The sequence below is a fragment of the Streptomyces sp. NBC_00250 genome (assembly GCF_036192275.1).
GTDB lineage: Bacteria > Actinomycetota > Actinomycetes > Streptomycetales > Streptomycetaceae > Streptomyces.
In genome coordinates, this window is sequence record NZ_CP108088.1 from 188,549 (window position 1) to 215,094 (window position 26,546).

Below are 26,546 nucleotides of genomic sequence, written 5' to 3' on the forward strand. Positions count from 1 at the left end.
TGTCCACTCTTCTCCGAAGCACTCATGAGGGCCGTCTCACCGAATGCGCCTGGCGTAAACCTGGTGCGTCGTACCGAACCGGCGCCTCGTGTCCGGTGTGGTGGCGCGCGGCCGGCCGCGCCCGCGTCCTCGCCGACGCGCCCGTCGAGCTTCGCGATCCGGCAGCTCCGGAGGGTGTGGGACGGCTGCCACGGGCAACACGGAGTGACAGAACACCAAGCCCGTTGGTACTCGCCCTCGACGGAACGAAGGACGCCATGGCGCACGACATCTGGACCTACAGGGAGACCGCGGCCCACGCATCACGTCTCGACCTGACCGGATACAGGGTCGAGGCCACGGACGGCTACGCGGGCACGGTCGACACGCACGAGCCCACGGCCAGCCGTGCCCATGTCGTGGTGGACACGGCTCCCTGGATCCCCGGCAGACGCGTCATCGTCCCGGCGGGGGTCGTGACCGCGGTCGACCCCGACACGGAGAGGATCCGCATCGGCTGTTCCAAGCAACAGATCGAGGAGGCCCCGCCGTTCGAACCCGGCCCCCACCACGACCGGGACGACGAGCAGCCGCACCGGATGGGGTTCGTCGACTACTACCTGGCGTTCTTCCGATAGGCGATCCCCCGCGGGAACGTCCCGCCCTTCCGATCCAAGGAGAATCCCATGAGCGCACTGCTGACCCGTATCAAGCGATTGGCCCACAGCCCTCAGGGCCGTAGGGCGGCGGCGTCCGTACGCCGGGCCGCCGCCGACCCCGGCAGGCGAACCCAGGTGCGGCGCCTCCTCGCCAAGGTGCGCGGCCACCGCTGACGGCTGCTCACCCCGCCAGCGGGCCGGTGCGGCGACGCCCCGCGCGGTGCACGGCACCCTTCTCCTCACCGAATGGCACCCTCTGCACCGATGAACCCACCAGCACAAGACTCGGTCTTGTGCCGCGGCTGCGGGACGATCTCCTCGGCCTGACGCGGCCGTGCGGCCGACCGGGCGGGCCGGGCGGGCCGGTGGCGTACGCATCCCGGCCTCGCGCGGCGGCTCCCGCTCCTCGCTCCTTCGTTCATCTTCCGGCCCGTGGCTCAAGTGCGGCATAGACCTCGCGTGGGGAGAAGAGCGCTCCCCGCCCGTCGGGCGGGACGAGCCACGAAAGGCCGGTCACCTTCCGGCCGGGGTCGGGGACGGCCAGCCAGGTTCCCGTCGTCAGGTACCGAGCGACCCTCCCCAGCTTCGTGGCGGGGCCGCCTGGAGCCATCAGCAGCACGAGCTCCTGACGCCTGCTGTTGCGGAGCACCGGGCCGGTCGTCGAACGCCCGTGGCGGGCGACAGCGTTCAGTAGGCCGTGTCCCAGCGCCTCCGGCACCGCAAGGGCGTCCCAGAGCCGCCCCACCGGCAAGAGCGCCACACCCCGATCGCTCAGCCCCCACTCGCTCAGGCACGTGTTGGGGTCGTCGCAGACGGAAGCCAGCCACCGCACCGACCGCAAAGAGGAATACATCTCTTCCTACCTCGTTCCTTGGATCAGCCGACGAAGTGGCTGACTATCCCGGACCAGGAGCGGCATCGGCAGGGAGGCGAGGCATGGCGAATTCACCCGGCCGACTCTTGTGATGTGTCAGTGGGTGCCAGACCGGCTGAGCCATCGACGGAGCGCACGGTGGGTGGTGTCGTCCAGAGCGCTCAGCACCTCGATGACGTCGAGATCGCCCGGCAGGGGTGCGATACCCGCCGTGGTGAGGGCGGCGTGCAGCTCCAGCCGGCGGCGGTCGGCCGGCTGGAGACGGTCGGACAGGCTGCTGGAAGGCGCAGGTTCCGGCTCGGGGTAGTCGTCGTACTCCATGACGCCGAAGGCCTCCGATGCCTCCCCGGGCCGGTCGTCGACGTACATGGCAGGGAAGCGGTACGGGTCGAGATCCAACAGTGCGCGCGGAGTCGTGGTGAGCGCCTGGAACTCGGTCATGAGCGTCTCCTCAGTCGTCGTGCAACGTGCAGATGATGACGACGTGGGTACTGCGACCCGTTGCGAACCAGGGAGAAAGCCACCCGGATGTCCCCTATGGCATCTCGTCACAAGTGAGATGAGCCAACGGATGCCGGCATCGCCGCCGACGACGGTTCGACCCGGCAGCCCCCGGCACGCGCGCGTTCAGCGAGGCGGGTCCGGACAGCGGTGAACTTTGACGTCGTCGCCGCAGCGGACGGCATCCGCGACGTCTTCGGGCCTGGTGTGCTGCGAGGTCTGGTCGAAGCCTGCGAGGCCTGGTCGAAGCCTGCGGGGCCGGGGAGTTCGGCGTTGACCTTCCAGGCCCTAGCGTCCAGCGGAACACGCGAACCGGCAACCGTACCGAGCCCGGTTGCCGAGGTGGTCGCCCTTCGGCGCGCCGGAATAGGGGCGTACTCGCGAGGCTGGCAGCGTTTCAAGTGCCATCGACCGGTCAGCCGAATGGAACGACCCCCGCACCCGTAGACAGGAGGAATGACATGGACAACTGGCGCGCATCCGCCGCCTGCCAGAACGTCGACCCCGACCTCTTCTTCCCCGTGGGGACCGGCGCCCCCGCTCTGGTCCAGGCCGAAGAGGCCAAGCACATCTGCCGGGGCTGCCCCGTTCAGGAGGCCTGTCTTCGCTGGGCCATGGACGACTCCCGTCAGGTGACAGGAGTGTGGGGCGGTCTCGACGAGAACGAACGCCGTTGCCTGAAGCGGCGGTTGCACCACCGCGCGGTGAAGGCGCGGTGAGGACCCGGCCCCGGGCGATCCCGGCTCGTGTACGCACCGCGGGAACCCGTGACGCCGTCACGGGTTCCCGAGCCGGACCGCCTCCGGGTCGCGTCGCTCGGGCAGGTGTCACGAACAGACGACACGTTCGGCCGGCGGGTCCCCGCTGGACGGCACGCATGCCATCCCCGGTGTTGTTGCAGCTGAGACCGCGCCGGCCCCCGCACTCACCCTTGGCTCGCCGGTTGCTGTATCGGTGCCGAGACACGACCCAGATTCTTCGGAGATCGGCGGTCCGAGGATGTCGAGAACGCGCCACCGGCTCCGTCCCTGGGTCATCAGCGGCCACCACCGGCCGCACGAGGAAGAAGGAGAAGCCAGCATGGCGATTCAGCGGATGGACAACGTCGGCATCGTCGTCGACGACATGGATGCCGCCATCGCGTTCTTCGTGGAACTCGGTATGGAGCTGGAGGGCAGGGGGGAGGTCGAGGGCCTCTTCGCCGACCAGTGCACCGGACTCGAAGGCGTCCACTGTGACATCGCGATGATCCGGACCCCCGACGGCCACAGTCGGCTCGAGCTGGCGAAGTACCGCAGTCCCGCGGTGATCAGCGGCGGCCCCCGCGATCGGCCGCACAACGTTCTGGGCACGCACCGCGTCATGTTCGCCGTCGACGACATCGAGGACACCGTTGCCCGCCTGCGCCCTCACGGCGCCACACTCGTCGGCGAGATCGCGCGGTTCGAGGACAGCTATCTGCTCTGCTACGTCCGCGGCCCGGAGGGCATCATCGTCGGACTGGCCGAACAGCTTCGCTGAGGACGGGTAGGGCCACGGAGGTCAGGCGTCGGGCGGGGAGACGAAGACCCGATCCAGCAGGGTGTACAGGGAGTCCCGGTCCTGACCGGTGAGCCTGTCCAGGCCTTCCTGCGTGGTGCGCATTTTCGCGCGGATCGCGTCGGTGACGCGCTCGCCCTCGGCTGTGAGGATGACGTTCTTGACGCGCCGGTCGGAGGCGCTGGCCTCGCGGCGCACCAGGCCCCGCTTCTCCAGCCGGTCGATGATCCCGGTCATGTTGGACGCGTCGCAGGTCATGGTCTCGGCCAGGGAGCGCATCGCGGCGGGTCCCCGGCGCAGCACGGTCAGAGCCTTGCCTTGGCTCGCCGTGAGGTTCTCGCTCGCCGCGGCGACGGTGAAGTCGCCGTAGTAGACGCCGAGCGACACGGAGAGCAGCTCCATGAGCTGGGCCGTGTCGACGCCGGGAGCTTCTGTCATGAGGGTCACTCTAACCGGAGATGCTTGACTATCTCAAGCATTGGCCTCTACCGTCCCTTCGTTGCATGAAGTTCTCAAGCATCAAGGTTGTCAAGTAATCGCCACGAGGAGCGCCCCTGTGACCGTCACCGCGTCCCCCACCTCCCGCGCTGCAGAGATCCTGTCCCGGCCCGTCTCGCTGAACGGCCTGACCGTCCCGAACCGCATCGCGATGGCGCCGATGACGCGCATGTTCTCCCCCGGCGGAGTCCCCGGCGAGGACGTGCGGTCGTACTACGCCCGACGCGCCGCCGCCGGCGTGGGCCTGATCGTCACCGAGGGGACCTACGTCGGACACGATTCGGCCGGGCAGAGCGACCGTGTGCCGCGGTTCCACGGCGAGGAGCAGCTGGCGGGATGGGCGAAGGTCGCCGAGGCCGTGCACGCGGCGGGCGGCACGATCGTCCCGCAGCTGTGGCACATCGGCATGGTGCGCCAGCAGGGCCAGGCTCCCTACGCCGACGCCCCGGCGGTGGGCCCCTCCGGAATCCGCACCGACGGCACCGAGGGCACGGGCAAGGCGATGACCCGGAGCGACCTGGACGACGTCATCGGCGCCTTCGCCGAGGCCGCCGCGGCCGCCGAGCGCATCGGCTTCGACGGCGTCGAGCTGCACGGCGCCCACGGCTACCTCCTGGACCAGTTCCTGTGGGCGGGGACGAACCGCCGTACCGACGCCTACGGCGGCGACCCCGTGGCCCGTACGAAGTTCGTGGCCGAGGTCGTGAGCGCGGTCCGCGCGGCTGTCTCGCCCGACTTCCCGGTGATCTTCCGCTACTCGCAGTGGAAGCAGGACGCCTACGACGCGCGGCTCGCCCAGTCCCCGCAGGAGCTGGAGGCGATTCTGGCCCCGCTCGCCGCGGCCGGCGTCGACGCCTTCCATGCCTCCACCCGCCGCCACTGGATTCCCGAGTTCGAAGGCTCGGACCTGAACCTGGCGGGCTGGACCAAGAAGCTCACGGGCAGGCCCACCATCACGGTCGGCTCGGTCGGACTGGACGGCGACTTCATCCACGCCTTCGCGGGCGAAGGCGCCCCGGTCCAGGGCATCGACGACCTCCTCGACCGCCTGGAGCGGGACGAGTTCGACATGGTCGCCGTCGGCCGCGCGCTGCTCCAGGACCCGGAGTGGGCGGCGAAGGTCCTGGCGGGGCGGACCGACGAGCTCAAGCCGTACGACGCGGCCGCGGTGAAGACGCTCAGCTAGCTCCGAACCCTCGTGGCGGTGGTCTCCGCCTTCCGGCCGCTGACGGAAGGCGGAGACGACGGAAGACGGAGACCCTTGCCACTCCGGGATTCACCGAGATACGGGACCGCCTCCAGGCGCAGCACTTTCGCCGGACGGTGCGTGGACGTCCGGACGAAGGGACAGGGGCAGGAGTGTTTCGGCGGCTGCCGCAGCCGCGTCCCTCGCATGGCCGCGAGCGGCGGTGGCCAGGGTGGCGTCGCCCAGCGAATCGGCGAGACGAGCCCGAGCCGCCCAGTTGTACGAGCTGTCGGGCCGAAGCCCGATCCGCTCGCTGATGAGCACGCGGGCCAGTTCATGCCGTCCGGAGCCGAGGGCGGAGTCGATCAGGGTCTTCTGGAGCGCGTCGCGCTGCGCATGACTGCCCCCGAACTCGTGCAGCCTACGGCGCAGCGGCCACAGGAGCTCTACGACGGTGGCGTGCTTCCCCTGCCCGTGGGCCACCAGCGCTTCGCACACGGGCAGACCGATGTCCGCGGTCATCCGTCTGTTGGTGACGCTGTCCGGACCCCCCTGGGCAAGCCATCGCCGTCGGTCGGCGATGAGCCGCGCCGCCTCCGCGAGTCGCCCGGCGCCCACATAGGACATGACGGCGTGCACGTCGTTGAACGCGTAGAACGGTGGATCGGCTCGCGCAGCCCACGCATCGGCCAGCGCCACGAAGCGCGGGCCGGACTCCCGTCCCGCGAGTCGGATCCGCCACAGCAGCGCTGCGGCATCCAGCAGTTCCATGGCCACGCCGGCCGACCCGTCGTTGTGCAGGGCGGCGTCGTAGATGCTCAAGGCGGTGTCGGTGTCCCCCGCCTCCAAGGCGTACAGGGAGTAGTGCCACCAGTTGTGCACGTTCAGGTAATTGCCCTGCGCCCAGTCCTCGCGGCGGGCATCGAGGTAGCCGATGCCTTCCGACACCCGTCCCTGCATCTCGTAGGTGTGCACCACGGCGTGGATCGCCCAGACGTCGCGAGGGTTCTGCTCGACCGCGGCGAGTCCCGCCTCCTCGGCCAAGCGGTAGTGACCCGACTCCTCCAACCCGAACGCGTACATGCCCAACACCAGGCCGCGGTGGGGGTCGGCGGCGTCCCAGGCCGAGAGGGCTCCCCCGATGCGATCACGCAGGCGGACCGAGTCGCCGGTGAAGAAGTCCAGCTGGTGCCCCACGGCCAGCGCGAGCGCGTCCCTCGGGCACACCAGGGACAACTCCTCCAGCAGCCCGCCGGCACGGTGCAGATCTCCGGCCAGCCATGCCTCGGCCGCGGCGACGTGCAGGCGCTCCCGCACGGGCAGGGACGAGCCGTCCACGCCGGCCGCGTACCGGCCGAACCGCTGCCGCGCGGCGAGGGCGTCGCCGGGCTCCGTGCCCAACGCCCCGAGATAGGCGGCGAAGGACTGGACAAGAGGTGAGGTCGGCGCGCTTTCGAGAGCGTCACCGACCGCCTGCTCCACCTCGGGGTCGAAGTGGAGCAGGGAGTCGACGGCCCGGTCCAGTGTGCTGCCGTCTCCTGGGTGCACTCGTGCAAGGGATTGCCGTACCGGTCTGTCACCATCAGAGATCACCTCGACGTGTCCACGGCGTGGTTACGAGAAGCAGGGCAGCGGGAACACCACCGCACCCCTCATGAAGCCACCACCGGCACGGCCGGCGCCACCCGGACATGCGCGATCCGGCGAAGTGCCATGATCTGCCTCACCGTTCCACCGGTGGTGCGTTCTCGCATGAAACCGCCCGCCTCCGTGGAACGATCCCTGGCCGGAGACCCGCCGCCGGACGTCCAGGGCCTAGGATGCCCGGGTTCGAACGTGCGGGGCATCGGGGGTACGTGGCATGAGCGGTTACGGCAGCGGTGGGTACGGCGACCCGGCGGCGAGCAGCGGCGCGAACCCACCGCAGAGACGCCCCTATGCGCCTCCAGTGCCCCCGCGGGGGCACCCGAACGCCCCCTTCGGTCCGCCGCAGGGATATCCGTACGCGCAGTCCGGCCCTCCGCCGGGATACCCGTACACACAATCCGGCCCTCCGCCGGGATACCCGTACGCGCCGGGATACGCACCGGTCCCGATGCCGCGCGCAGAGCCCTCGCGGGCCCGGAAGATCCTCCGCGGCCTCTACAACCCCCTGTACGCCGCCCAGCGGACCTTCCGCCCTTCGCGCCCCGGGATCGTCGACGATCGGGAGGTCCGCAGGCTCCAGTTGTGGCGGACCGGGCTGGGACTCGTCGCCTGGGTGGGTCTGATGCTCACCTACAAGGCCATCGCGACCGCCGACGACGTCCAGGGCGTGGCGAGCGAGCGCCTCGACCAGAGCTGGTCCAGCGTGCTGGTACTCGTCTGCACCTTCCCCGTAGTGGTCGGCGCCTTCGTGGCAGCCGCCAGGGACGGCTTGCGCCGGGTGTACCTGCGCCGGGCCCTGCGTCCCCTCGGCTCGGTCTTCGCCATCATGGGGTCCATGGGCACCTCCGCCCTCGCCATGGCCCCGGAGTTGGCGGGCCTGCGCGACGCCGTGGGGCTTCCCGGGAGGATCCTCATCGTCGTGCTGTGCCTGTGGTCGATCGGCTTCGCGCTCTACGGCATCGGACTGTCGTTGGTGCACGTGTTCCGCACCGCCGACATCCACGAAGTGCTGCCGCCGATCCTCGCCGGCGTCCTGGTGTGGGAGATGGCCCTGCTGGATGTGATCACCGGAGCCTACGACCAGGTCCCGACGGGAGCCCGGGTGATCTTCATCCTCGGCGCCCCCGTCACGGTGACGGCCTTGTCGTGCTGGGAGCTGTACCGGCTACGGCGCCACCACGGACTCACACTGCGCACGGCCCTGCGACGCTGACCCGCTCTCGCGGTGCGCCGTCCGTCCCCGCCGTCCGGTCGTTCAGCAGCGCCCCTTCGACCGCGGTCTCCAGTTCCGCGAACCGTCGTACCGGATTCCCCGTAGAGCCGAGAGAGTGCCCCTCCACCCGTTTCCACCCGTTCCTCCGCCCCGACGACTGGCGGGGCGCCAGGAGCAGCGATGCGATGGGGACATGCAGGAGCGCGAGCATGTCATGAACCGGTACGCCGGGCACTGGGCCGCGTGGCCGCCGGTGACCGGTGCCGCGGTCATGGCCACCGGCATCCTGTCGGTCGGTCTGAGCCTGGCCGGCTTCGAGGTGGTCTCCGTGGTGGCGCTGTGCCTGGCCACGGCGCTGTGGCTGCTGCTGGCGTTCGGCTTCACGGCCCTGCTCCTCGGGGACCGGCGCCGCTGGGCGGTGACCGCCGACACCCCTCCGGCCCTGACCGCGGTGGCTGCCACGACGGTGCTCGGCGTCCGCTTCGAGGGCCTCGGCCTCACTCCGGTGGCCGTGTCACTCCTGGTGCTCGCCGCGGTGGTGTGGCCCGTGATGCTGGTCGCCGTCCTCCGGCACCTGCCCCGGCGGGCACCGGGCGCCGTGTTCCTGATCTGTGTGGCCACCCAAGGGCTCGCGGTGCTGTGTGCCGTCCTCGCGCCGGAAGCCGGCGACTGGCTTGCTCGGGTGGCCCTCGGCCTGTTCCTGCTGGGACTCGTGTTGTACGTCGACGCCCTGGCCAGATTCGATGTTCGCCAGGTGGTGACGGGCGCGGGCGACCAATGGATCGCGGGCGGGGCCCTGGCGATCTCGGCGCTCACCGGATCGAAGCTCCTTGCCTCGGGCATCTGGTCGGGCGGCGCGGCCACCACGCTGCGCACGACCACCCTTGTCCTGGTGGCGCTTGATCTGGCCTGGTACGCAGTGCTGCTGTGCGCCGAGTTCGCCCGCCCGCGCCTCGGCTACGACGTCCGTCGTTGGGCGACGGTCTTCCCGCTCGGCATGACGGCGGTGGCCTCCCTTTCGGTCGCGGCCGCCACCGGAGTCGCGTGGCTGGAAGCGTTGGGGCGCGTACTGCTGTGGATCGCCGTCGCCGTGTGGCTTCCGACCTCCTACTGTTTCGCCCGCTCGCTCATGGGGCACGCCCGTGACCGCTCCTCACCCGCTGTCGGCGACCGGCGACCGCCCCGGATCCGACGTACTCCAGGGGATCGGCATCCCCGGTAGCGTGACCATCCGCTGCGTGGCGTGACCGCGCGCCCCGGAACCTCCAGGAAGCCGGGAGAGCGCTCCACCACACCAGCCGAGCCACAACCTTTACGGCTCTTCCGCGTGCGGGTTTACCATTTATCGCCGCCCGAACCGACCGGACGGCGCCCAGGACAAGGCAGGCGGGACATGTCGACCACAAGCCGCGTCGATCAGCGCGAAGCCGCTCAGCGTGAAGCCGTCGACGCGGTCCTGCGGGCCCTCGAACTGCCCGCACGATCACTTGTGCCCGAGCGAGGGCTCCGGACCCAGGTCATCATGGCGACAGGATCCGGGAAGACCCGGGTGGCGGTCCGCAGCGCGGAGGAGCTCCATGCCGGCCGTGTCCTGGTACTCGTGCCCTCACTGGACCTGCTCTCCCAGACCGAGGCCGCATGGCGTGCGGGGGGCCGTCGTGGCCCGATGATCGGGGTCTCCTCCCTACGGGGCGAGGAGGCGTCCTTCCCCAACACCACGGACGTCGACGAGCTGGTGGAGTGGACCCGCGGCCTGGACAAAGTCACCGTCTACGCCACCTACGCCAGCCTGGGTCTCGGCACGCTGGAGCGGGCGCATGCCGCCGGGCTTTCCGCCTGGGACCTGATCGTGGTCGACGAGGCGCACCGGACCTCGGGCCGGATCGGGAAACCCTGGGCGGTCGTCCACGACAACCAGAGAATTCCCTCGCTGCGCCGCCTCTACATGACGGCCACGCCCCGACTGTGGCAGCACGGGGACGAGGACGGGGCGAGCGCGCCCGGTGACCTGGTCGCGAGCATGGACGACGACCCCGGCGGGGCCTTCGGCAGCCGCTGCTACACCTTGACGCTCTCCGCGGCGATCGACCGGGGAATCTGCGCCCCCTACCAGGTCGTGTGCGTCGACGTCGCCGACACCCAGCTCCAAGCCGCGCAGCTCCTGGGCACGGAAGGGCGCTCCGAGGAGGTCCGCGGGGCCCGGCTCGCCGCCCTGCAGACCGCCCTGGTGAAGGCGTCCTCCGAGGAGGGCTTCCGCAGGACGCTCGTCTTCCACCACGTCGTGAAGGAGGCCGAGGCGTTCGCCGCCGGCCTTGCGGCCGTCGCCGCACAGCTGCACGCCGCCGACCCCGAGCTGTACCCCGAGACGATCCGGGCCGACTGGCTGTGCGGCGAGCACAAGCCGCTTCACCGGCGCCGCGTGCTCGGCGAGTTCGCCGACGGGATCGCCTCGGACGGCACCGTGGTGGAGAAGAGCTATCTGGGGTCCGTGAGAGTCCTCGGGGAAGGCGTGGACACCAAGAACTGCGACTCCGTCTACTGGGCCGACGTACGCGGCTCCATGCCCGACCTGGTCCAGGCAGTAGGGCGGGCGCTGCGGATGCAGCCGGGCGAAGGGAAGACGGCGTCGCTCGTGGTACCGATCCTCCTCGGACCGGGCGAAACGGCCGACACCATGCTCACCTCCCGGGCCTACGGCGGGCTCGCCAAGCTCCTGGAGGCGCTGCGGGCCCACGACGCTCGGGTCGTGGAAGCCCTCGCCGAGCAGCAGGCCCCCAGCCACTCCAAGCCCGTCGTGACAGACGAGGAAGGCAGGAGGCCGGAAGGGAGCTCAGGGGGCGTCAGTGCCCCCGCCAAGGCCCTGTTGAAGTTCTCCACGCCGCGCGACCCGGCCGTCCTCGCCGCGTTCATCAGCCTGCGTGTCCTCGACCCCGAGCACGAGCACTGGCGGCGCGGAGTGGAAGCCGCCGTCATCTACGCCCGCGAGCACGGCGACCTCCGCGTGCCCTTCACGTACCGCGTCCCAGAGGGTGAAGAGGCGGAAGGAGTCGGGTGGCCGACCTCGCTCGCAGGCTTCCCCCTCGGGCAGTGGACCGCCGACGCGCGCCGGTTGTACGCGCGCGGCGACATGGACCAAGGCCGTATCGCCCGGCTGGAGACACTCGGCATGGTCTGGTCGCACTTCGACGTCGCCTGGGAGGAGGGTCTGTCGGCGGCGCGCGGGTGGGCCGCCGAGCACGGCCACCTCCTGGCCCCGCTCGACGCCGCCCACCAGGGCTACAAGGTCGGCATCTGGCTGAAGAACGCCCGCGCCGCCAACCGGCGAGCCCAGGACCTCGAACAACGCCAGGCCCAGGGACTCCCCGTCGAGTCATGGACCCGGACCCTGCCGCCGGAACGACGTGAGCAACTCGAAACGATCGACCCCTCCTGGTGCCCGGCCTGGCCGGTGGAATGGCAGCGCGCCTTCCACCTCACCCGCCTCCACCTCGAGGAGATCGGCAGCGAACTGCCCACCCGCCCGGGCGTCGTCATGCACCAGGGCGAAGATCTCGGACGCTGGGTCCGCGCGCAGCGCCTCGGCTGGGACAAGCTCACGAGCGTGCAGCAGTGGATGTGCGAGCAGGTCCTCGGCATCAGGCCCGCCGGCGAGGACGAGAAGCCCAAGCCGCGGACGAGCCAGGCGGAGAAGTGGGCCGTCCACTACGCCGCGGCCCGACAGTTCCACACACGCGAAGGACACCTGGACGTACCCCGCAAACACATCGAGACCATCACCCTGAGCAGGTACGGGGGCGGGGACGAGGACGGGGACGGGGACGGCCGAGAAGAACGCGAGATCAAGCTCGGAGCCTGGATCAACAACCAGCGCACCCGAGCCGCGTCCCTGACCCGGGAGCGGACCGAGCGGCTGTCCGCCATCGACATGCGATGGCCGTAGCCGTTGGCAGCTCGACGTCGGACCTCACACCGGCCCGCAGAGAGCCCCACAGCCCGGCCCGTCCAGCTACGGAAGGCCGTCCGAGGACGGGTGTGATCGTCCATGGTGGTTGATCGATTGCAGTCGTTCGGTCAGGCCAGATGCGCAAGCAACAGTTCGAGGAGTCGTTCGGGACTGCGGAGCGGCAGGTAGTGGTCGGCGTCGCGGACGACCACGCCGCGGGCAACGGGTATGTCGGCGACCAGCCGGTCGGCGATCGCTGCGATCTCCGGGTGGTCCTGCTCGCCGTGGACGACCAGGGCCGGCGCGGCGATGTCGCACAGTCGCGATTCGGCGTTGCGGTCCGGGAAGCGTGCGAAGAACGGTTCGCCGGCGACTCGGCGTTCGGCGTTGTCCGCCACCATCGCCTCGATGAGCTCTCCGCCGGCCGCCGTGCGGCCCAGCGAAGCCCAGACCGACAGTTCCAGCGCGGCGAGGGCCGCCGCGTCCCGCTGTCGGCGGGCGGCGGCGTAGGCCGAGGAGTGCGGGTCCTGCGGCCAGACGTGTCCGCTGACCGACGCACCGACCAGGACCAGTGAGCTGACCCGGGCGGGGTGGGCCAGCGCGAAGTCCAGCGCCGTCTCCCCTCCCATGCTCAGCCCGACCAGCGCGGCGCGATCCAGGCCGAAGTGGTCGAGGACGGCGCCCAGGTCCTCGACGTCGTCGAAGGGCCGGTCCGGCAGGCTGGAGCGCCCCAGACCGCGGGCGTCGTAGCGGACGACGTCGTGGTGACGGGCCAGTTCCGGAACAACCGCATCCCACAGGCGGGCATCCATGCCCGCGCCGTGCAGCAGGACGACCGGGCTGCCGATGCCGCGGCGTTCGGCCCACAGCCGGCCGCCGCCCGGGGCGGGAATGTCGACTTCGGCTGCCCCTAAGGGCGTCGGCCTTTCGGTGTTCGATCTCATGACGTGATCATCTCAGAACGCTCGAACACGGAGAGGGCTGCCAGGCGCCCCGCCTCCAGTCGGTCCACAGCGTGCCCATGCCCATGCCCACGACCGAACTTCCGCTCTTGTCCGTCCTCGGAGCGCGGCCCCGCCTGCCACGCGCCCCGCCCCCGTGCGGGCCCGACCATGTCCACCGGCAAGGGCTGTTCACTCTTCCCAGTGGCGCGGGGTGATGCCGTGGTCAGGCCCCGGACCGCTCGGGCAGCGTGATCGTCATGCAGCCCCGCCGTACGACGTCCCTCATCCTCGCCGCGCTCCTCACCAGCGGATGCGTCGCCATCCCCGACTCCCCGGCCTCACGTCCGCCGGTCCGGCCCGCAGAGCTCGCGCCTGCGGCCGAGCGGCCCCCCACCGCCATCCCGGCATGGCCCGACGCCACCCCGGCGGCGCCCCGCGAAGACTTGGCCACCACCCCTCCCCAACCCCGATCCCAGCCCCGGACCGCGCCCAAGACCGCGCCCGCGCCCCCGCCTGCTGTTCCAGCGGCCCGTCATGTCGCAGGGCAGCCGAGGCAGTCGGACGACGCCAAGCCCGTACGGGAAGCCGCGCCGAAGAAACACCGGCCGAAGACGGCGACGCGGAAGCCGTCTCGCCCGTCTGTCCGGAAGACCGGCGACGACCCGGCACCGCAGCCGCCTGAAAAGCAGCGGGCGCCCGCTCCCCGGCAGCTCCCGGCAGCCGGCCAGGTGCCCGAAATGCGCCAGCTCTGCCGACAGGCCCAGCGCATCCACACGCCCATGGGAGCCGGAGACCTCTGCCGAAACATCTACGGTTCCTGACCACCAGAGCGGACGACCGCACCACGACCCCGGAGCAATCCGCGAGGTGGCCGCGGTCGTCCGCCCGGCTCCGGAGGCGGTTCAGTCCTCGCCGAATCTCCACGCCGGGCGGGGGGGCTCCTGACGCCTGCCCTCTGGCTATCCCGCCACTTCCGCAGCAACACCCGGCTTCGGCCGGGTCCGTTCGCCCCAGCGGGCGAGAGACGGGCCGGCAGCACCCAGCGCCGCGAAGAACACCGCCAGCAGCAACCAGCCTTTCGTCCCGAGGCCGAGCACCACAGTGGTGAGGATCGCGGGGGCAAGGGCCTGGCCCGCGCTGAAGCCGAGACCGAGGACACCTTGGTACTGGCCCTGGGCGTGGTCGGGGGCAAGACCGAAGCCCAGGGCGAAGCACGCCGATGACTCCCAGACCTCTCCCAGGCTGTGGACGAAGATCGCTGCCAGGACCAGTCCCGCCGCGGCCCAGACCGGGGTGTACGCCGCCACCGCCATCATCGGGCAGCTGACGAGGAAGAGCAGCCCCGCAGTGCGAAACGCCCTGCCGCCGTCGTGCAGGGTCTCGATACGCGAGCCGATCCTGGTCTGCATCAGCACGCAGAAGGCGGAATTGACGGCGAACAGCGCGGCCACAGTCCAGCGCGGCGCTTCGGTGTGCTCGGAGATCCAGATCGGCAGGAGCAGGGAAACCACCGGGTATTGCAGTCCCATGGCCCCGTAGAGGGCGGTGAACGCCAAGAACGGACGGTCCGCGAAAGCGAGCCAGCGCCGCTGTTGCGGCGGTGCTGCCAGTACCGGATAGCGGGGCAGCAGGAGCAGAAGCACCGCGCACAGGGCGAAGCTCGCCGCGTTGCCGAGGATCAGCGTGACATAGGCGCCGCGGGTGTTCGCGGCCAGCGCCAGCCCGGCGCCCACCGTTCCCAGGACGACGCCCAGGTTGACGAAGGTGCGCAGCTTCGCCCGGAACATGGCCGGGCGATCACCCCCGACCCGGACCACCAGAGCGCCCCAGGCCGCCCCGCCGGCCGACGCGGCGATCTGGTCGACGGTCGCGATGGCCGTGAGCGCGGCCCAGCTGTCGACGAGGACGAGAGCCGCCATCGACACCGCCTGGACGGCGAGGGCCAGCATCATGATCGTGCGCGCCCCGCGCCGATCGGCGAGATGTCCCCCCGGTATCCCCGCGAACAGGCCGATCAATCCCGCGATGGTGAGCGCCGCGCCGACTTGCATGGCCGGCAGTCCCACGACGAAAGTGAAATAGAGGGCCGACGCCGCGTTGAACAGACCATTGCCGACCCGGTTGACGAAACTGGCGGCGACCAGCACACGCTCAGGCCTGCTGTCCCCCGCCACGCGGGCTATTCGGTCGAAGTGGCTGCGCTTGATCATGAGCAGCAGGCTAACAGCGGTCGTAGACACCGCCGCGGCTGCACGAAGAGCGCGTGCCCTGATGGCGACGCGGACCCCTACAAGGCCCCGGGTTGCCCGGTGGCCCGCGAAGTCAGCCCTGGTCCGCGCTGCACAGGGCTCGGGAAATCAATCCTGGTCCGCCCTGGACAGGGCTTCGGTGATCAGGCGGGTCGCGAAGTCACGGTCGTCGGTGATCCGGTTGATGTGCTCCGCCAGCAGGAAAGCCGTGGCCTCCAGAGGATTCATCTCCTCCCTGGTCCAATCCCCGTACTGCCGGCGCCACAGGCTGGGGCTCAGACCGGTGCCCGCCGCGACCAGCAAGCCGGCCATGGTCGGGATGGCCTCGGGAGGCACGCTCTTGGGCATCATGCGCATCGTGGCCACGAAACTCGGCACCACGTACTCGATGACGTCCTTGTCGTGATCCTCACAGGCCATCCGTAGCCACTTCATGAACATGAAGATGAGCGTGCATGCGCCGTCCAGCAGATCACGAGCTTCCCTGGGACCCAGTGACGCGGTGAACTGGTCGATCAACTGCCGCTGTTCGGGGTCCGTTTCGGTCCTGCCGTCATAGATGGCCTTGAGCCGAGAATCGATCACCATGAGTGCCGCACCCACATCACCGGCGGGAGCATGCTGGGGGTCGCAGGGCGATGACACAGGATTCCTCCTCGGGCGACCGCGGCAGACAGCACGGCGCGTCCGTACGGTAGACCGGCGACGCGGACCCACAGTCACCCGAACGGGCAAACGCAGCACCCCACTCGCCGCACGTGGGCCTCCTGCCGTGTGCCCATGTGTGATGGGTGATATTTCGTTTCGTGGGGGCAGGCAGCGGCTGCGATCATGCTCATCATGTTGTCGCTGAAGTTGAACGACGCCGCGGTGCGGGCGGTGGGAGTGCTTGCCGGACTGGATGCCGCGGCACCGCCCGGCGGGCTCGCACCAGGTCTGCGCGACGAGCTTTCTACTGGAATCAGCCACCGAGGAGACGTACTCACGTGGGCCGACTCCGCAGGCGATGCTGGTGGCGCCCCCTCGTTCTTCAACGACCTCACCGCCTGGGAATGCTCCGACAGCTCCTTCCACCTGGAGGACTGTGTCCCGGTTCAGGTCGAACTCGTCGACAGCGTTCCACGCATCACGGACGACGACCAGCGGATCCTGCTTCTCCATGGCATCGCCTTCGCCCTGGAGTTCGGCCGACTCGTCTACGGGCTTGACCGGCCCTGCCCGGTGCGCTGCATCGTCGCCACGAACGAGACCAACGCGACCTTCAGGTTCCACAAGATCCGCCCGGGTGAATACTGGAACCACCCTGAACTCGATGAATACCGGACGGAATTGATGGCCGTCATCGACATCGAACCGTGAGGTGACCTACGACCGGACGGCCCTGGCGCCAAGGCCAGGCGCATCCGCGAGGAAGGCTGAGACGTGCCGTTCAGCATTCCGGCCGACGAGCTACTGCGCACGTTCGGGCTGTCCGGTGTCACCTCCTTCCCTCAGCCCGCTGCCGGGCATCTCCACGGGAGGATCCACCGGTGGCCGCGGCCGGTCCTGCCCGCAGATATGACGCCCGTGACACGCAAGATCAAGATAGGGTCCACGCAGAAACGTCTCGGCCGGGACCGCCGGCCGTGTCTAGGGGGATCTTCATGAGAAACGGCATCAGCCGTACGGTTCGCAGAGCCGTTGGCGTAGCGACGGCGGGCGCTTCCATAGCGCTGTGTCTGGCATCCTCGCCCGCATCCGCAGTGGCGCCGATGAAGTACGTCAACGCGTACAGCGGCAAGTGTCTTGAGGTCGCGGACTGGCGGACGGACAACGGTGCCCCGGTCCGCCAGTGGGACTGCACCGGCCAGCCGAACCAGCGGTGGATGGTCCGCGTTTCGACCCACGGGGTCGTCGTCGTGAACAAGCACAGTGGCAAGTGCCTTGAGGTCGCGGACTGGCGGACGGACAACGGCGCCCCGGTCCGCCAGTGGGACTGCACCGGCCAGCCGAACCAGCAGTGGTAGTGCGGGCTCTCTTCGGCCTGCTCCGGCCTGTGCAGAAGGGCGAAGCGCGCGAGGCGGGTGCGGTCGGCGAATGAAGGGGAGGGCCCCGGCTACCCGAGGCCGCCCTTCCGTTTGGCCGGTTCAGCGTGTTGCGGGCATCTGCGGACCGCGAGTCGGACATGCCTGCGCAACGGCGAAGCTCCTGGTAGGCGGGTTCTCGACCAAGATCACCCGTGTCTGCCAGGAGCTTCGCATGCTTGCGTCGCCCCGTCCCCGGCCAAAGCCGGCGCCTCCTGCGGAAGCTCCGCTGCGGCACCACTCCGCATCATCGACGACGGGGCAGCTCACGTGACCTTCGCCGTAACCCCGCACATCGTGACCGGCGTCTACGGGTTGCGCTGCGTCACCTACTTCCCTCACCGTGACGGCGGCGAACTCGATGCCCGTACGGCCAGCTTTCTCAGCACCGTCGGGCTTCCGTCCTCCGATGTGTTCACCTCGCGCATGAATGTCGAGGACCCTTACGGTCCCGACGCCGACGTCTCCACCATCGGAGACCGATTCGACCACTGCGGCCTGCACTGCCCTGCGGAGAGCCGCGCGTGGTGGCCCCTCGGGTACCTGTTCACCTCGTTGCTCGCCCTCGACCCCGCGTCAGGCACGATCTACGCCTTCCCCGAAGGCGCGCTCGGCTACGTCAAGCTCCACCGCGATGTCGAGTCGCTCGTCTTCGCTCTCGTCGAGTTCCGCAAGGTCGAGAACGACCACGAGAACGGCGTCGAGCCGGAGGAACTCTCCGCTCGGTTCCACGACACGGTGAAAGCCTTCGATCCCACGCCGTTCGAAAGTGAAGACTCTCAGTGGAACCTCACCCTTGAGGAGCTCGAGCACGGGATCTGGTAGCGGCTTCGGGGACTTCGGGCGGTGACGGCCTGTGGGCCTTCTGCCCGGGCCCGTCGGCTGCACCCGGGGCCTGAGCCGACGGACCGGCCGCCCGCAGGCCTTAGCTCGTACCTGCCGTCCAGTTCGGGTCTCGCCCGCTCAGACCGACCGCACGGTCCAGCAGCGGAGCATCGTCCGGCGCGGGCACTACGGCTCCGAAGATGCCACCGCCGCGGTCCCCTTCCTCGGCGGCCGCCAGCAGGAACGCGTGCGAGGCGAGCAGTGCGGGCTGATCAGGGGTGTAGTCCTGGCCTGTGGCCCGGGCCAGGTCCCAGCCGTGGATCACCAGTTCGTCGAGGGCGACCACACCCGCGATCTCGCCGGGAAGGTCCACGCCACCCGCGCGGGTCATGCCCGTCCACGCGCCCGGTTCCCTCCAGGCCTCGGCCAGGTCGTCGAGCACCTGGGGCAGCACCTGGCGCCAGTCGGCGGGGAGGGACGGTGCCGCCGAGTCGGGGGCCGTGTCCGTCGTCGGGCCCAGATCCTTGCGTGCGGCGTCACGGAAGGCGACGGCGAGGCCGGTGAGGTGGCCGAGCAGGTCGCCGACCGTGTAGTCGGGGCACGGCGTGCGGTCGGCGAGCCGCGCGTCGGGGACACCCGCCGCGACGCGGGCCACGATGCCGGCCTGTGGTCCGAGGTCGAGGGTCGTCCGATCAGTCATCTGCCGCTCCTTGGGGGTGGTGGCTCTGAAAGGTAGACCGGGCACGGAGCACAAACTCATCGGTCGGATCGGTGGTGGTACGGATTCCCGGCGTGGCGGGGCGTCAGGTCAGGTGGTCGGCCACCCGCTCCGCGAAGGATTCCGGGGTGAGGACCTCGACGCCGAGTTCGGCGGCCTTGACCGCCTTCGAGCTCGGCTTGCCGTTCGCGGACGGCGCCGCGACGAGTATGGACGTCTTGGCACTGACGCTGCTGCCCGCCCGCCCGCCGGCCTTCTCGATCAGCGCGTTCATCTCGGACCGGCCGAAGCCGTCCAGTGGCCCGGTCATCTTGCCGGTGACCACGACGACCTTGCCCTCCAGCGGTCCGCCCTGGGCCGCCGACGGGTCCTCGGGCTCGCTCATGTTGACACCCGCCGCCATCAGCTTGTCGATGACGGGGGCCAGCGCGGCGACCTGTTCGACGATGACCGGGGCCTTCTCCGGGCCGATCCCCTCCACGTCCTGCATGTCGGACGCGTCCGCCTGTCGGATCGCTTCCATCGTGCCGAAGTGCCGGGCGATGCGACGCGACATGCTGCGCCCCGTGCCGAGCACTCCCAGCGCGCAGAAGACACGGTTGAGGGGGCGGTCCTTGGCGGCCGCGATCTGCTCGGCGAGCTTCGCAGCGCGCTTGGAGCTGCCGGAGGCGGCGGTGAGCTGCTCGATGTTCAGGGTGAAAAGGTCGGCGACATCGCGGACATCGCCGGACGTGACCAGAGCCGCCACGTACGTCTTGCCGAGGCCGTCTATGTCGAGCATCTCGCGCCCGGCGGCGTACTCGATCAGTGCCGGGAGCGCGCACGCCGTGCCCTGTGCGCAACGCCACCGCTCCTGGGTCGTGTTGATCTCGCCACCGCAGCGCGGGCACATCTCGGGCAGCGGCACCGGCTTCGCTCCCGCCGGGCGGAGCTGGACGACGGCCGCCTGGACTCGGGGGATGATGTCGCCGGCCTTGTACACCGTGACGGTGTCGCCGAGGTGGAGGTCGCGACGGCGGATGTCCGCGGGGTTGTGCAGGGTGGCCCTGGTGACCGTGGACCCGTCGATCTCGACCGCCGCGAGGATGGCTGTGGGAGCCAGGACCCCGGTGCGGCCGACCTCCCACACGACGTCCTGAAGCACCGTCTGCCGCTCGACCGCGGGCAACTTGACCGCGATGGCCCAGTGCGGGAACCGGGAGCCGTATCCGGCCGCCTCCTGCTCGGCGGCCTCGTTCAGCTTGACGACCAGGCCGTCGATTCCCACGGGCAGTTCCGCGCGCATCGCGGCGATCGCGTCGACCTGTGTCTGAGCTTCGGCCAGGTCGGAGACGACGAGCAGGCCCGCCGGGGAGGCAGCGGTCGTCTGCACTCCGGCGCCGGCCACCGCGGCCAGTGCCTCGGCGTGGGTCGCTCCTTCGGGCAGGAACGGCACGTCGTCCAGCTCGACGACGCCGTACGCCCAGAACGTCATCCGGAGCCGGTAGGGGCGGCCCTTCGCCCTCAGCGTGCCCGCCGTGCCGTTGCGGGGATTGACGAAGACCTGCGCGCCGTGGGCGGTGCGGACCTCGTTCGCCGTCTCGAACTGCTCCTGGGTGAAGGCGACCTCGCCGCGGACCTCCACGGTGACCGGTTGGGCGAGCTGCTCCGGCAGGCCGTCGATCTGGCCGATCACATGGCTGACGTCCTCGCCGTGCCTGCCGTCGCCGCGGGTGATGACCTCCACCAGGCGGCCCTCGCGGTAGCGCGCGGCCACGGCGGCGCCGTCGATCTTCGGCTCGACGGTGAAGCCGCCGGCCGGGGCACGGCCCAGACGACGCTCGACGGAGGCGCCCCAGGCGATCAGGCCCTCGACGTCGAAGACGTTGTCCAGACTCAGCAGTTGGGTGGTGTGCGCTATGTCGCCGACGGGGGCGGCGCCGTCGGCGACCAGGCCGGTGGGAGTGTCCGGGGAGACCTCGTCCGGGTTCTCCTCCTCCCAGGCCAGGACGGCTTGCCGAAGTCGGTCGTACGAGGTGTCGTCCATGGTGCTGTCGCCGTCCCCGTAGTAGGACTGCGAGGCCTCGCGGAGGCGCTGGAGCGCGGCCTCGTACTCGGCACGGCCGGACAGGTCGGACGGGGTGGGCAGGCCGGACAGCGCCTCTTCGGCGGGAAGAATCGTCATGAGGTGATCCTCTCGCGCGGGTCTGACAATGGCCGTTGGTCACGCCCGCGGGCATCTGCCGTAGTAGGCGCTCACGGTTCTGGACAGCTTGCGCTGGATCGACCGCAGGGAGCGGATCGTCGACTCGTCGGAGCGTCCTGTGGTCGTCTGCCACTCGACGCCGGAACCCGCGAGATCGCTGACGAACACGATCTCCACCGCCAGGAGAGTCCGGGCCCAGTCCACCGGAGCCAGCGGTTCGTCGTCGTGGAGCGCACTCCTCAGCCGCCCGCACTGGTCGAGCAGGTCCCGGCTGTCCGCGAATCCCATGGCGACGGCCATGGGATCACTGCACCTGGCCGGACCGCCCCACTCCAGCAGCGCTCGCCGCAGGAGTGTGATCTCGTCCGCGGCCAGCAGTTCGCTAGCCGCGATCTCACGTCCCGTCATCGGGCTGTCCTCTTCCCCGTATCCCCCGAGGACGGCAGACCTCCGCACGGGGTCCTCACGTCCCGGAACGCCCCTCGCGTCCAGTGGGTCGGTCGGCGGTGAGGGAACTGCCGACTCGGTGGCAGGGGTGGCAGGAGTCGAACCTGCGGCATCCGGTTTTGGAGACCGGCGCTCTGGCCTCTGAGCTACACCCCTTCAACTGGCGTCAGCTTCACATCCGTCGCGCCGGGCTCGCCACCGGTTTTCGGCGTTCACGACGTCGCCGTCGGCCTGACGGACCGACAGACCGACCGATGGACCCATGGACCGATGGACCGACACTCCCGCCGTTCGCAGCCTCGTAGCGATCCTCTGTTCACGGGTTTCTCGCGCCATGATGACGAGCTTGCGACTGATGGGGAATCAGAATTCATTCGCGTTCCCTCGGAGCTTGAAAGTCATGAGGGCGTGAGGGCGTGAGATCGCTACTGTCCCGCTTCGGACCACGTCGCCAGGAGGCCCGAGAGGGCGGTCCTCGCCTTTTCCGCCTGGCTGCCATTGCCGCGCGTTCGTGGGGCGAGTTCGACGTGGAGGAATGTCGCGTCGTGGCGTTTCGCTGATTTCCCTTGGACGTTCGTCGTTCCTTCCAGGGGGCAGCGGTCGGACCATCCCCTGCAGACCCTGAGGCCGTCGCCCTGCATGCGATCGGCCAGCGCCGTCGCCTCGGCGGGTGCCGTCCGAGTGGCGCCCGTGGAGATGACGGCGTCGTACGGGCGGTCGGCGGCTCGGGCGAAGCCGTGCAACTGCGCGCCCGGAATGCCCCTTTTCTGGAGTTCCGCGACGATCGCGTGAAAAGCACTGTCGGTGCGGTGCGCGACGTCCGCCCCGTCTCCGCGGCCGGCCGTGCGGTGCGCGCCGGCCAGAACCAGTGCGCCGCCCGGCGTGTCCTCCAGAAGCCGCGCCGCCAGGGTTTCGGTGTCACTGTCGGCCACCGGGTGCGGCACTTGCACGCTCCAGCGGACGCCGGTGTCGGCGTTCACGTACAGCCTCCCCCATCCCGCCTCGACTCCCCTGACATTTCGGGCAGCCACCTCGTCGTAGCGTCGACCGGTCGTCGCATCCGTGAGACCGGTCACCTTCAGGCCGACGTCACGGAGGAGCTCTTCGGCCTTTCGCGTATCGCCGTCCAGGAGGTGACCCACACCTTGAACGAGGTGTTCGCGGTGGGCTTCATCGGGGGGCGTGTACGGCATGCGAGCTTTCGCCCGCTCGGCGTAGTCGAGGATCCGGTCTTCGATGTTCACGAGTTCGCGCCGATTCGGACGTTCTGCTTCCGATTCGCTACTCGGTGTCGCCTGGCAGGCGATCAACATCGTCGCGATACCAAAAGAAGCGAGAATGCGGAGAGAAAGTGATGATCTCGTGACGCCCCAGGAATAGTCGATCTTGTGAGTCGTGTGAAAATCGGCCGGTGACATTCTGTGATTCTCTCCGCATGGGTCGTGCACTGGCAGGGGTGGCGGTATTCGCCGTTCTCACCGCCGGCTGCGCGGCGTCCCCCGATGAGTCGCAGAGCAGGCCGGGCGGTCGCGTTTTCACCGTCGCCGCCGCGGGAGATGTTCTCATCCACCCCGAGCTGGTGCAGCAGGCCGCCAAGGACGCGAAGAGGTCGGGCAAGGGGGAGGCCGGGCTGGACTTCGACCCGCTGATGTCCGGCGTGCGGCCGGTGATCAGCAAGGCGGACCTGGCCATCTGTCACATGGAGACGCCCGTCGGCACACCACGGGGGCCCTTCGAGGGGTACCCGGAGTTCCTGGTGCCGCCGCAGATCCTGACGACGCTCAAGGACGTCGGGTACGACACCTGCTCGACCGCGTCGAACCACACCTACGACCACGGTCTGAAGGCCGTCACCCGCACCCTGGACACCATGGACCGGGTGGGGCTCGGCCATGCCGGCTCGGCGCGTACGCCCGAGGAAGCAGAGAAGATCAACATCCGCGACGTCAAGGGCGTCAAGGTGGCGCACCTCGCGTACTCGTGGGAGTCGTTCCTCAATCCCACGCCCCAGAAGGAGCGCTGGGCCTTCAACCGGATCGGCACGGACGAGATCAAGAAGGCCGAGGCCCGGGCCCGGAAGCAGGGCGCCGAGGTCGTCATCCTCTCGCTCCACTGGGGCCTGGAGCACTACAACGAGCCGAGCGTCCCCCAGCTGCAGCTCGCCGATCGCATCACGAAGGAAACCGGGATCGATCTCGTGATCGGGCACCACGCGCACGTGGTGCAGCCGATCCAGAAGCTGAACGGCACCTGGGTGGCCTACAGCCTGGGCAACCAGGTGGCCCGGCACTCGACGCCCACGGGGCTGACCGAAGAGGGCGCGATCGGCTGGTTCGAGTTCCGGGAGACCGCCTCCGGGTGGGACGTCGCCGCCCGTTACCGCACCACTCTGGTGGACATCCCACCCGAGGCGGAGCCCGGGGAGGAGCTCCCCCGGGGCGCCGTCGAGGACCACCGGCTCGTCGATGTCGGGCGGGTGCTCGCCGATCCGGGTGATCTGTCCGCCGACAGGCTCGCCCGCTACCGCCTCGCCGCCGAACGTACGCGTGGCTTCCTGTTCAACCGGGGGGCTCCGGGAGGCGACGGTCTGGCCGAGCTCTCCCCGGAGGACTGAGCGCCGGCCCCGACCGCGTACCGCCGCCGGGCGAACCGCCCGGCGATCTCCCCGATCATTCTCGGCACCGGCGTCCCGGTGCCCGCCTCGGCACCGCCCCTTCGTGTGCCGCGGCCGCAGGACTTCAGGAAAGAGCAGTCGTGACATCGAGCAGTGCCGCGTACTCCGTACGGGGAGGGCGGCGGCGGATCCGCAGGCGCGCGGACATGCCGCTCCTCGGCGGCATCCGTCCGCCGATCGCGCTCCTGTGCGTCCTGGTCCTCGCTCTGGCGGGTCTGACGGCCAGGGTGCTCGGCCCCGGCAAGGAGACGGTCGCGCCCAAGGCGGTGCTGTCCTCCCAGCAGTACTTCGCGGAGGACGGCGCCATCGCCCTGCGCGCCTCGATCGACGAGCGGGTCACGGACCTGCAGCGCACCGCCACGGCACTGAGCGCGGGCAGCCCGGTCGAGCCCGAGCGCATCCTCTCGGACCTGGGCCGGACGTACCAGAAGTGGACCGGCACCACCGTGCTGGACCTGGAGAGCGCGGAGGTGCTCGCCACCCGGGGAGAGACGATTCCCCTCGCCTGGCTGGACAAGGACGTCCTCACCGGCGACAAGGCTCTGACGCCCCGCATGGTGCGGCTGGAGACCGGTGACGTTCGTCTGATGACGATGGCCGTACTCGACTGGAAGGACCGGCCGCAGCAGCTTCTGATCGCGTCCAGCAGCCTCTCCGTGCCCGCGATCAACCTCGGCCCGTTCCGGACCATGGCGGTCGTGGCACGGGGCGGCGAGATCCTCGGCACGGCCGGCTTCGAGCGCGCCGAGGCGCTCAACTCCGACCAGGAACGCCAGGAGCTCTCCTTCCTCCACAAGCAGATGAGCCGGCTGTCCGACCAGGCGGCCGAACGGACCGAGCAGCATCCCGTCCGTGCCAAGGAGCCGGGCTCGCGCGGCTACCCCGGCGTCAGCGGCACCCTCGTCGGCGGCGCGTACAACGGCCGGGTGGCCACCGCCGGCTACGCGTCGCTCGCCTCCTCCGATCCCGAGGAGAAGGAGAGCGTGGCCGCCGGACTCGGGCTGACGGTCGTGGCACTGCTGCCCGTCGTCCAGCAGCAGACCGGCGAGCAGGGGCGTGAGCTGTACGGCCTCGTGGCGGCCGGCATCCTCGTCCTGCTCGGGCTCCTCGCGGCGGGCGTGCTGTGGGCGACCGTGCAGCGACCCCTCCTGCGGCTGTTCCTCGAGTCCCGCCGGCTCGCACGCGGCGATCTGACCCGGCCGGTCACGGTTCCCCGCTGGGGGGAGGCCGCCCGCATCGGCGCCGCTCTGGAGCGTCTGCGCCGTCGGCTGAACGATGACGACGACGGGCCGGACGCCACCCCGCGCAGGCGGATCCGGATCGGCGGACGCGGGCCGCTCGCGCTGACGGCCGCGCTGCTGCTCGTGTGGTGCGTGCCCGTCGGGCTGCTGCTCAACCGTACGGACGAGTCGGTCAGCGTGCCGACGACCATGGTCAACGACCAGCGCGACCGTACGGATCTGATCGCCGACCGGCTCCGCCGGGCCCTCAACGAGGCGCAGGCCGACCTCGTCTCCACCTCCCGTCTGATCGCGGCGGACGACAGCGAGGACGCCACCCGCCTGCTGGAGGACACCCTCGCCAAGCACTCCCGCTATCGGGCCCTGTACGTCGTGGACGTGGACGGCTCGGTGGGTGCCCGTGCGGGCTCGGACCCGCATGCCTGGAGTCAGGGCGAGGAGCTGCCGCTGGTACGCGTGTCCGGGAAGGGCGGCAAGGAGCCGGTCATCCAGGCCGGGGCTCCCGTACCGGGGCACAAGGGCCGCACCCTGGTCGGCGAGATCCGGGTGGAGTTCCTCAATTCGCTGCTCGCCAGGCCCGGTCTCGGCGAGGTCCGGGTGGTGGACTCCGACGGCCTGACCATCGCCGCCGGCGGCGGATTCCTGGCCTTCGAGGCACTGCCGACCGAGCTGACCGATCTCGTCCGGGCGGCCGGTGTCCGGGTCGGAGCGGGCCCCGTCGAGAACGCCCTGCTCATCCGTGAAGGGAACGGCGTCACCGTCGCCGCGGCAGCCCCGTTCTCCGGTGGCGGCGTCACGGCCGACATCGGCTGGACCGTCGTCAGCAGCCAGGACGCCGAGCGCTTCCAGATCGCCCCGTACGAGCGCGAGGACCGCAGCGTCCTCGCCGGAATGCTCGGGCTGGCCGCGATCATCCTCTGCCTCGGATGGGTCTACCTCGTGATCGTCCGGCCGCTGCGGGCGCTGGCAGCCGGGGCGGAGCGGCTCGCGGACGGCGACCTGAAGACCGTGCTGTACCCGCGGTACCAGGACGAGGTGGGAGCCGTCGTCCGCAGTCTCGAACTGCTGCGCCAGCAGGCGCAGGCCCACAGACATCAGGCCCACCGGCCCAGCGACGCGCGCCGGAGCTCGGCGCCCCGGTCCGGCGACGGCGGAAGGTGA

The 26,546-nt window shown here is 70.1% G+C and carries 23 protein-coding genes and 1 tRNA gene; 13 read left to right on the plus strand and 11 right to left on the minus strand.

The window, feature by feature from the left end:
- The first annotated feature begins 257 nt into the window (after positions 1 to 257).
- Together OG259_RS00875 and OG259_RS00880 are read left to right on the plus strand one after the other, a co-directional pair.
- Positions 258 to 617, plus strand: coding sequence for a PRC-barrel domain containing protein (locus tag OG259_RS00875; RefSeq protein ID WP_328940391.1), 360 nt, complete (start codon positions 258 to 260; stop codon positions 615 to 617).
- Between the two features lie 48 nt (positions 618 to 665).
- Positions 666 to 812, plus strand: a complete 147-nt coding sequence (locus OG259_RS00880; RefSeq protein WP_328940392.1) for a hypothetical protein — start codon at positions 666 to 668, stop codon at positions 810 to 812.
- Positions 813 to 1,608: 796 nt separating this feature from the next.
- Here OG259_RS00880 and OG259_RS00885 read toward each other — a convergent pair.
- Entirely contained in the window at positions 1,609 to 1,953 is a 345-nt protein-coding gene (locus OG259_RS00885) for a hypothetical protein (RefSeq protein WP_328940393.1), read from the minus strand.
- A gap of 521 nt (positions 1,954 to 2,474) precedes the next feature.
- Between OG259_RS00885 and OG259_RS00890 the strand changes: the two genes are divergently transcribed.
- Both OG259_RS00890 and OG259_RS00895 read left to right on the plus strand, forming a co-directional pair.
- Positions 2,475 to 2,732, plus strand: coding sequence for a WhiB family transcriptional regulator (locus tag OG259_RS00890; protein ID WP_328940394.1), 258 nt, complete (start codon positions 2,475 to 2,477; stop codon positions 2,730 to 2,732).
- Between the two features lie 361 nt (positions 2,733 to 3,093).
- A complete protein-coding gene (locus tag OG259_RS00895) occupies positions 3,094 to 3,534 on the plus strand; it encodes a VOC family protein (RefSeq protein WP_328940395.1) in 441 nt (146 codons plus the stop codon).
- Positions 3,535 to 3,555: 21 nt separating this feature from the next.
- On the opposite strand, the gene OG259_RS00900 is transcribed toward OG259_RS00895, so the two are convergent.
- Positions 3,556 to 3,990, minus strand: a complete 435-nt coding sequence (locus OG259_RS00900; RefSeq protein WP_328940396.1) for a MarR family winged helix-turn-helix transcriptional regulator — start codon at positions 3,988 to 3,990, stop codon at positions 3,556 to 3,558.
- Positions 3,991 to 4,108: 118 nt separating this feature from the next.
- On the opposite strand from OG259_RS00900, the gene OG259_RS00905 reads away from it, so the two are divergent.
- Positions 4,109 to 5,236, plus strand: a complete 1,128-nt coding sequence (locus OG259_RS00905; protein ID WP_328940397.1) for an NADH:flavin oxidoreductase — start codon at positions 4,109 to 4,111, stop codon at positions 5,234 to 5,236.
- 90 nt (positions 5,237 to 5,326) lie between these two features.
- Here OG259_RS00905 and OG259_RS00910 read toward each other — a convergent pair whose 3' ends face one another.
- The gene (locus OG259_RS00910; RefSeq protein ID WP_328940398.1) at positions 5,327 to 6,784 is read right to left on the minus strand and encodes a tetratricopeptide repeat protein; all 1,458 of its coding nucleotides are present in this window, start codon (positions 6,782 to 6,784) and stop codon (positions 5,327 to 5,329) included.
- A gap of 547 nt (positions 6,785 to 7,331) precedes the next feature.
- Between OG259_RS00910 and OG259_RS00915 the strand changes: the two genes are divergently transcribed.
- From OG259_RS00915 to OG259_RS00925, 3 genes are all read left to right on the plus strand, one after another.
- A complete protein-coding gene (locus OG259_RS00915) occupies positions 7,332 to 8,096 on the plus strand; it encodes a hypothetical protein (protein ID WP_328940399.1) in 765 nt (254 codons plus the stop codon).
- Positions 8,097 to 8,289: 193 nt separating this feature from the next.
- Positions 8,290 to 9,318 carry a tellurite resistance/C4-dicarboxylate transporter family protein gene (locus tag OG259_RS00920; protein ID WP_328940400.1) on the plus strand — a complete coding sequence of 343 codons (1,029 nt, stop codon included), beginning with the start codon at positions 8,290 to 8,292 and terminating at the stop codon, positions 9,316 to 9,318.
- Positions 9,319 to 9,489: 171 nt separating this feature from the next.
- Positions 9,490 to 12,036 carry a DEAD/DEAH box helicase gene (locus OG259_RS00925; RefSeq protein WP_328940401.1) on the plus strand — a complete coding sequence of 849 codons (2,547 nt, stop codon included), beginning with the start codon at positions 9,490 to 9,492 and terminating at the stop codon, positions 12,034 to 12,036.
- Between the two features lie 131 nt (positions 12,037 to 12,167).
- Here OG259_RS00925 and OG259_RS00930 read toward each other — a convergent pair whose 3' ends face one another.
- From OG259_RS00930 to OG259_RS00940, 3 genes are all read right to left on the minus strand, one after another.
- Complete coding sequence (locus OG259_RS00930; protein ID WP_328940402.1) at positions 12,168 to 12,983, minus strand: alpha/beta fold hydrolase; 816 nt, start codon at positions 12,981 to 12,983, stop codon at positions 12,168 to 12,170.
- 959 nt (positions 12,984 to 13,942) lie between these two features.
- Complete coding sequence (locus OG259_RS00935; protein ID WP_328940403.1) at positions 13,943 to 15,193, minus strand: MFS transporter; 1,251 nt, start codon at positions 15,191 to 15,193, stop codon at positions 13,943 to 13,945.
- A gap of 147 nt (positions 15,194 to 15,340) precedes the next feature.
- Positions 15,341 to 15,877 carry a hypothetical protein gene (locus tag OG259_RS00940; RefSeq protein WP_328940404.1) on the minus strand — a complete coding sequence of 179 codons (537 nt, stop codon included), beginning with the start codon at positions 15,875 to 15,877 and terminating at the stop codon, positions 15,341 to 15,343.
- Between the two features lie 195 nt (positions 15,878 to 16,072).
- Here OG259_RS00940 and OG259_RS00945 point away from each other — a divergent pair, with 195 nt between their 5' ends.
- From OG259_RS00945 to OG259_RS00955, 3 genes are all read left to right on the plus strand, one after another.
- Entirely contained in the window at positions 16,073 to 16,591 is a 519-nt protein-coding gene (locus OG259_RS00945; RefSeq protein ID WP_328940405.1) for a hypothetical protein, read from the plus strand.
- A 392-nt stretch (positions 16,592 to 16,983) separates the two neighbouring features.
- Complete coding sequence (locus tag OG259_RS00950) at positions 16,984 to 17,238, plus strand: RICIN domain-containing protein (protein ID WP_328940406.1); 255 nt, start codon at positions 16,984 to 16,986, stop codon at positions 17,236 to 17,238.
- 327 nt (positions 17,239 to 17,565) lie between these two features.
- A complete protein-coding gene (locus tag OG259_RS00955) occupies positions 17,566 to 18,120 on the plus strand; it encodes an SUKH-4 family immunity protein (protein ID WP_328940407.1) in 555 nt (184 codons plus the stop codon).
- 100 nt (positions 18,121 to 18,220) lie between these two features.
- On the opposite strand, the gene OG259_RS00960 is transcribed toward OG259_RS00955, so the two are convergent.
- The 5 genes from OG259_RS00960 to OG259_RS00980 all read right to left on the minus strand — a co-directional run bounded on the left by OG259_RS00960 (position 18,221) and on the right by OG259_RS00980 (position 22,888).
- Positions 18,221 to 18,820, minus strand: a complete 600-nt coding sequence (locus OG259_RS00960) for a TIGR03086 family metal-binding protein (protein WP_328940408.1) — start codon at positions 18,818 to 18,820, stop codon at positions 18,221 to 18,223.
- Between the two features lie 103 nt (positions 18,821 to 18,923).
- Positions 18,924 to 21,002, minus strand: a complete 2,079-nt coding sequence (gene ligA, locus OG259_RS00965; protein WP_328940409.1) for an NAD-dependent DNA ligase LigA — start codon at positions 21,000 to 21,002, stop codon at positions 18,924 to 18,926.
- A 39-nt stretch (positions 21,003 to 21,041) separates the two neighbouring features.
- Positions 21,042 to 21,431 carry a hypothetical protein gene (locus OG259_RS00970; protein WP_328940410.1) on the minus strand — a complete coding sequence of 130 codons (390 nt, stop codon included), beginning with the start codon at positions 21,429 to 21,431 and terminating at the stop codon, positions 21,042 to 21,044.
- Between the two features lie 119 nt (positions 21,432 to 21,550).
- Positions 21,551 to 21,626 (minus strand) — tRNA-Trp (locus tag OG259_RS00975).
- Positions 21,627 to 21,895: 269 nt separating this feature from the next.
- Positions 21,896 to 22,888 carry a hypothetical protein gene (locus OG259_RS00980; protein WP_328940411.1) on the minus strand — a complete coding sequence of 331 codons (993 nt, stop codon included), beginning with the start codon at positions 22,886 to 22,888 and terminating at the stop codon, positions 21,896 to 21,898.
- A 17-nt stretch (positions 22,889 to 22,905) separates the two neighbouring features.
- Between OG259_RS00980 and OG259_RS00985 the strand changes: the two genes are divergently transcribed.
- Positions 22,906 to 24,084 (plus strand): CapA family protein, encoded by a 1,179-nt coding sequence (locus OG259_RS00985; RefSeq protein WP_328940412.1) that lies wholly within the window; start codon positions 22,906 to 22,908, stop codon positions 24,082 to 24,084.
- 206 nt (positions 24,085 to 24,290) lie between these two features.
- Entirely contained in the window at positions 24,291 to 26,546 is a 2,256-nt protein-coding gene (locus OG259_RS00990) for a HAMP domain-containing protein (protein WP_328946955.1), read from the plus strand.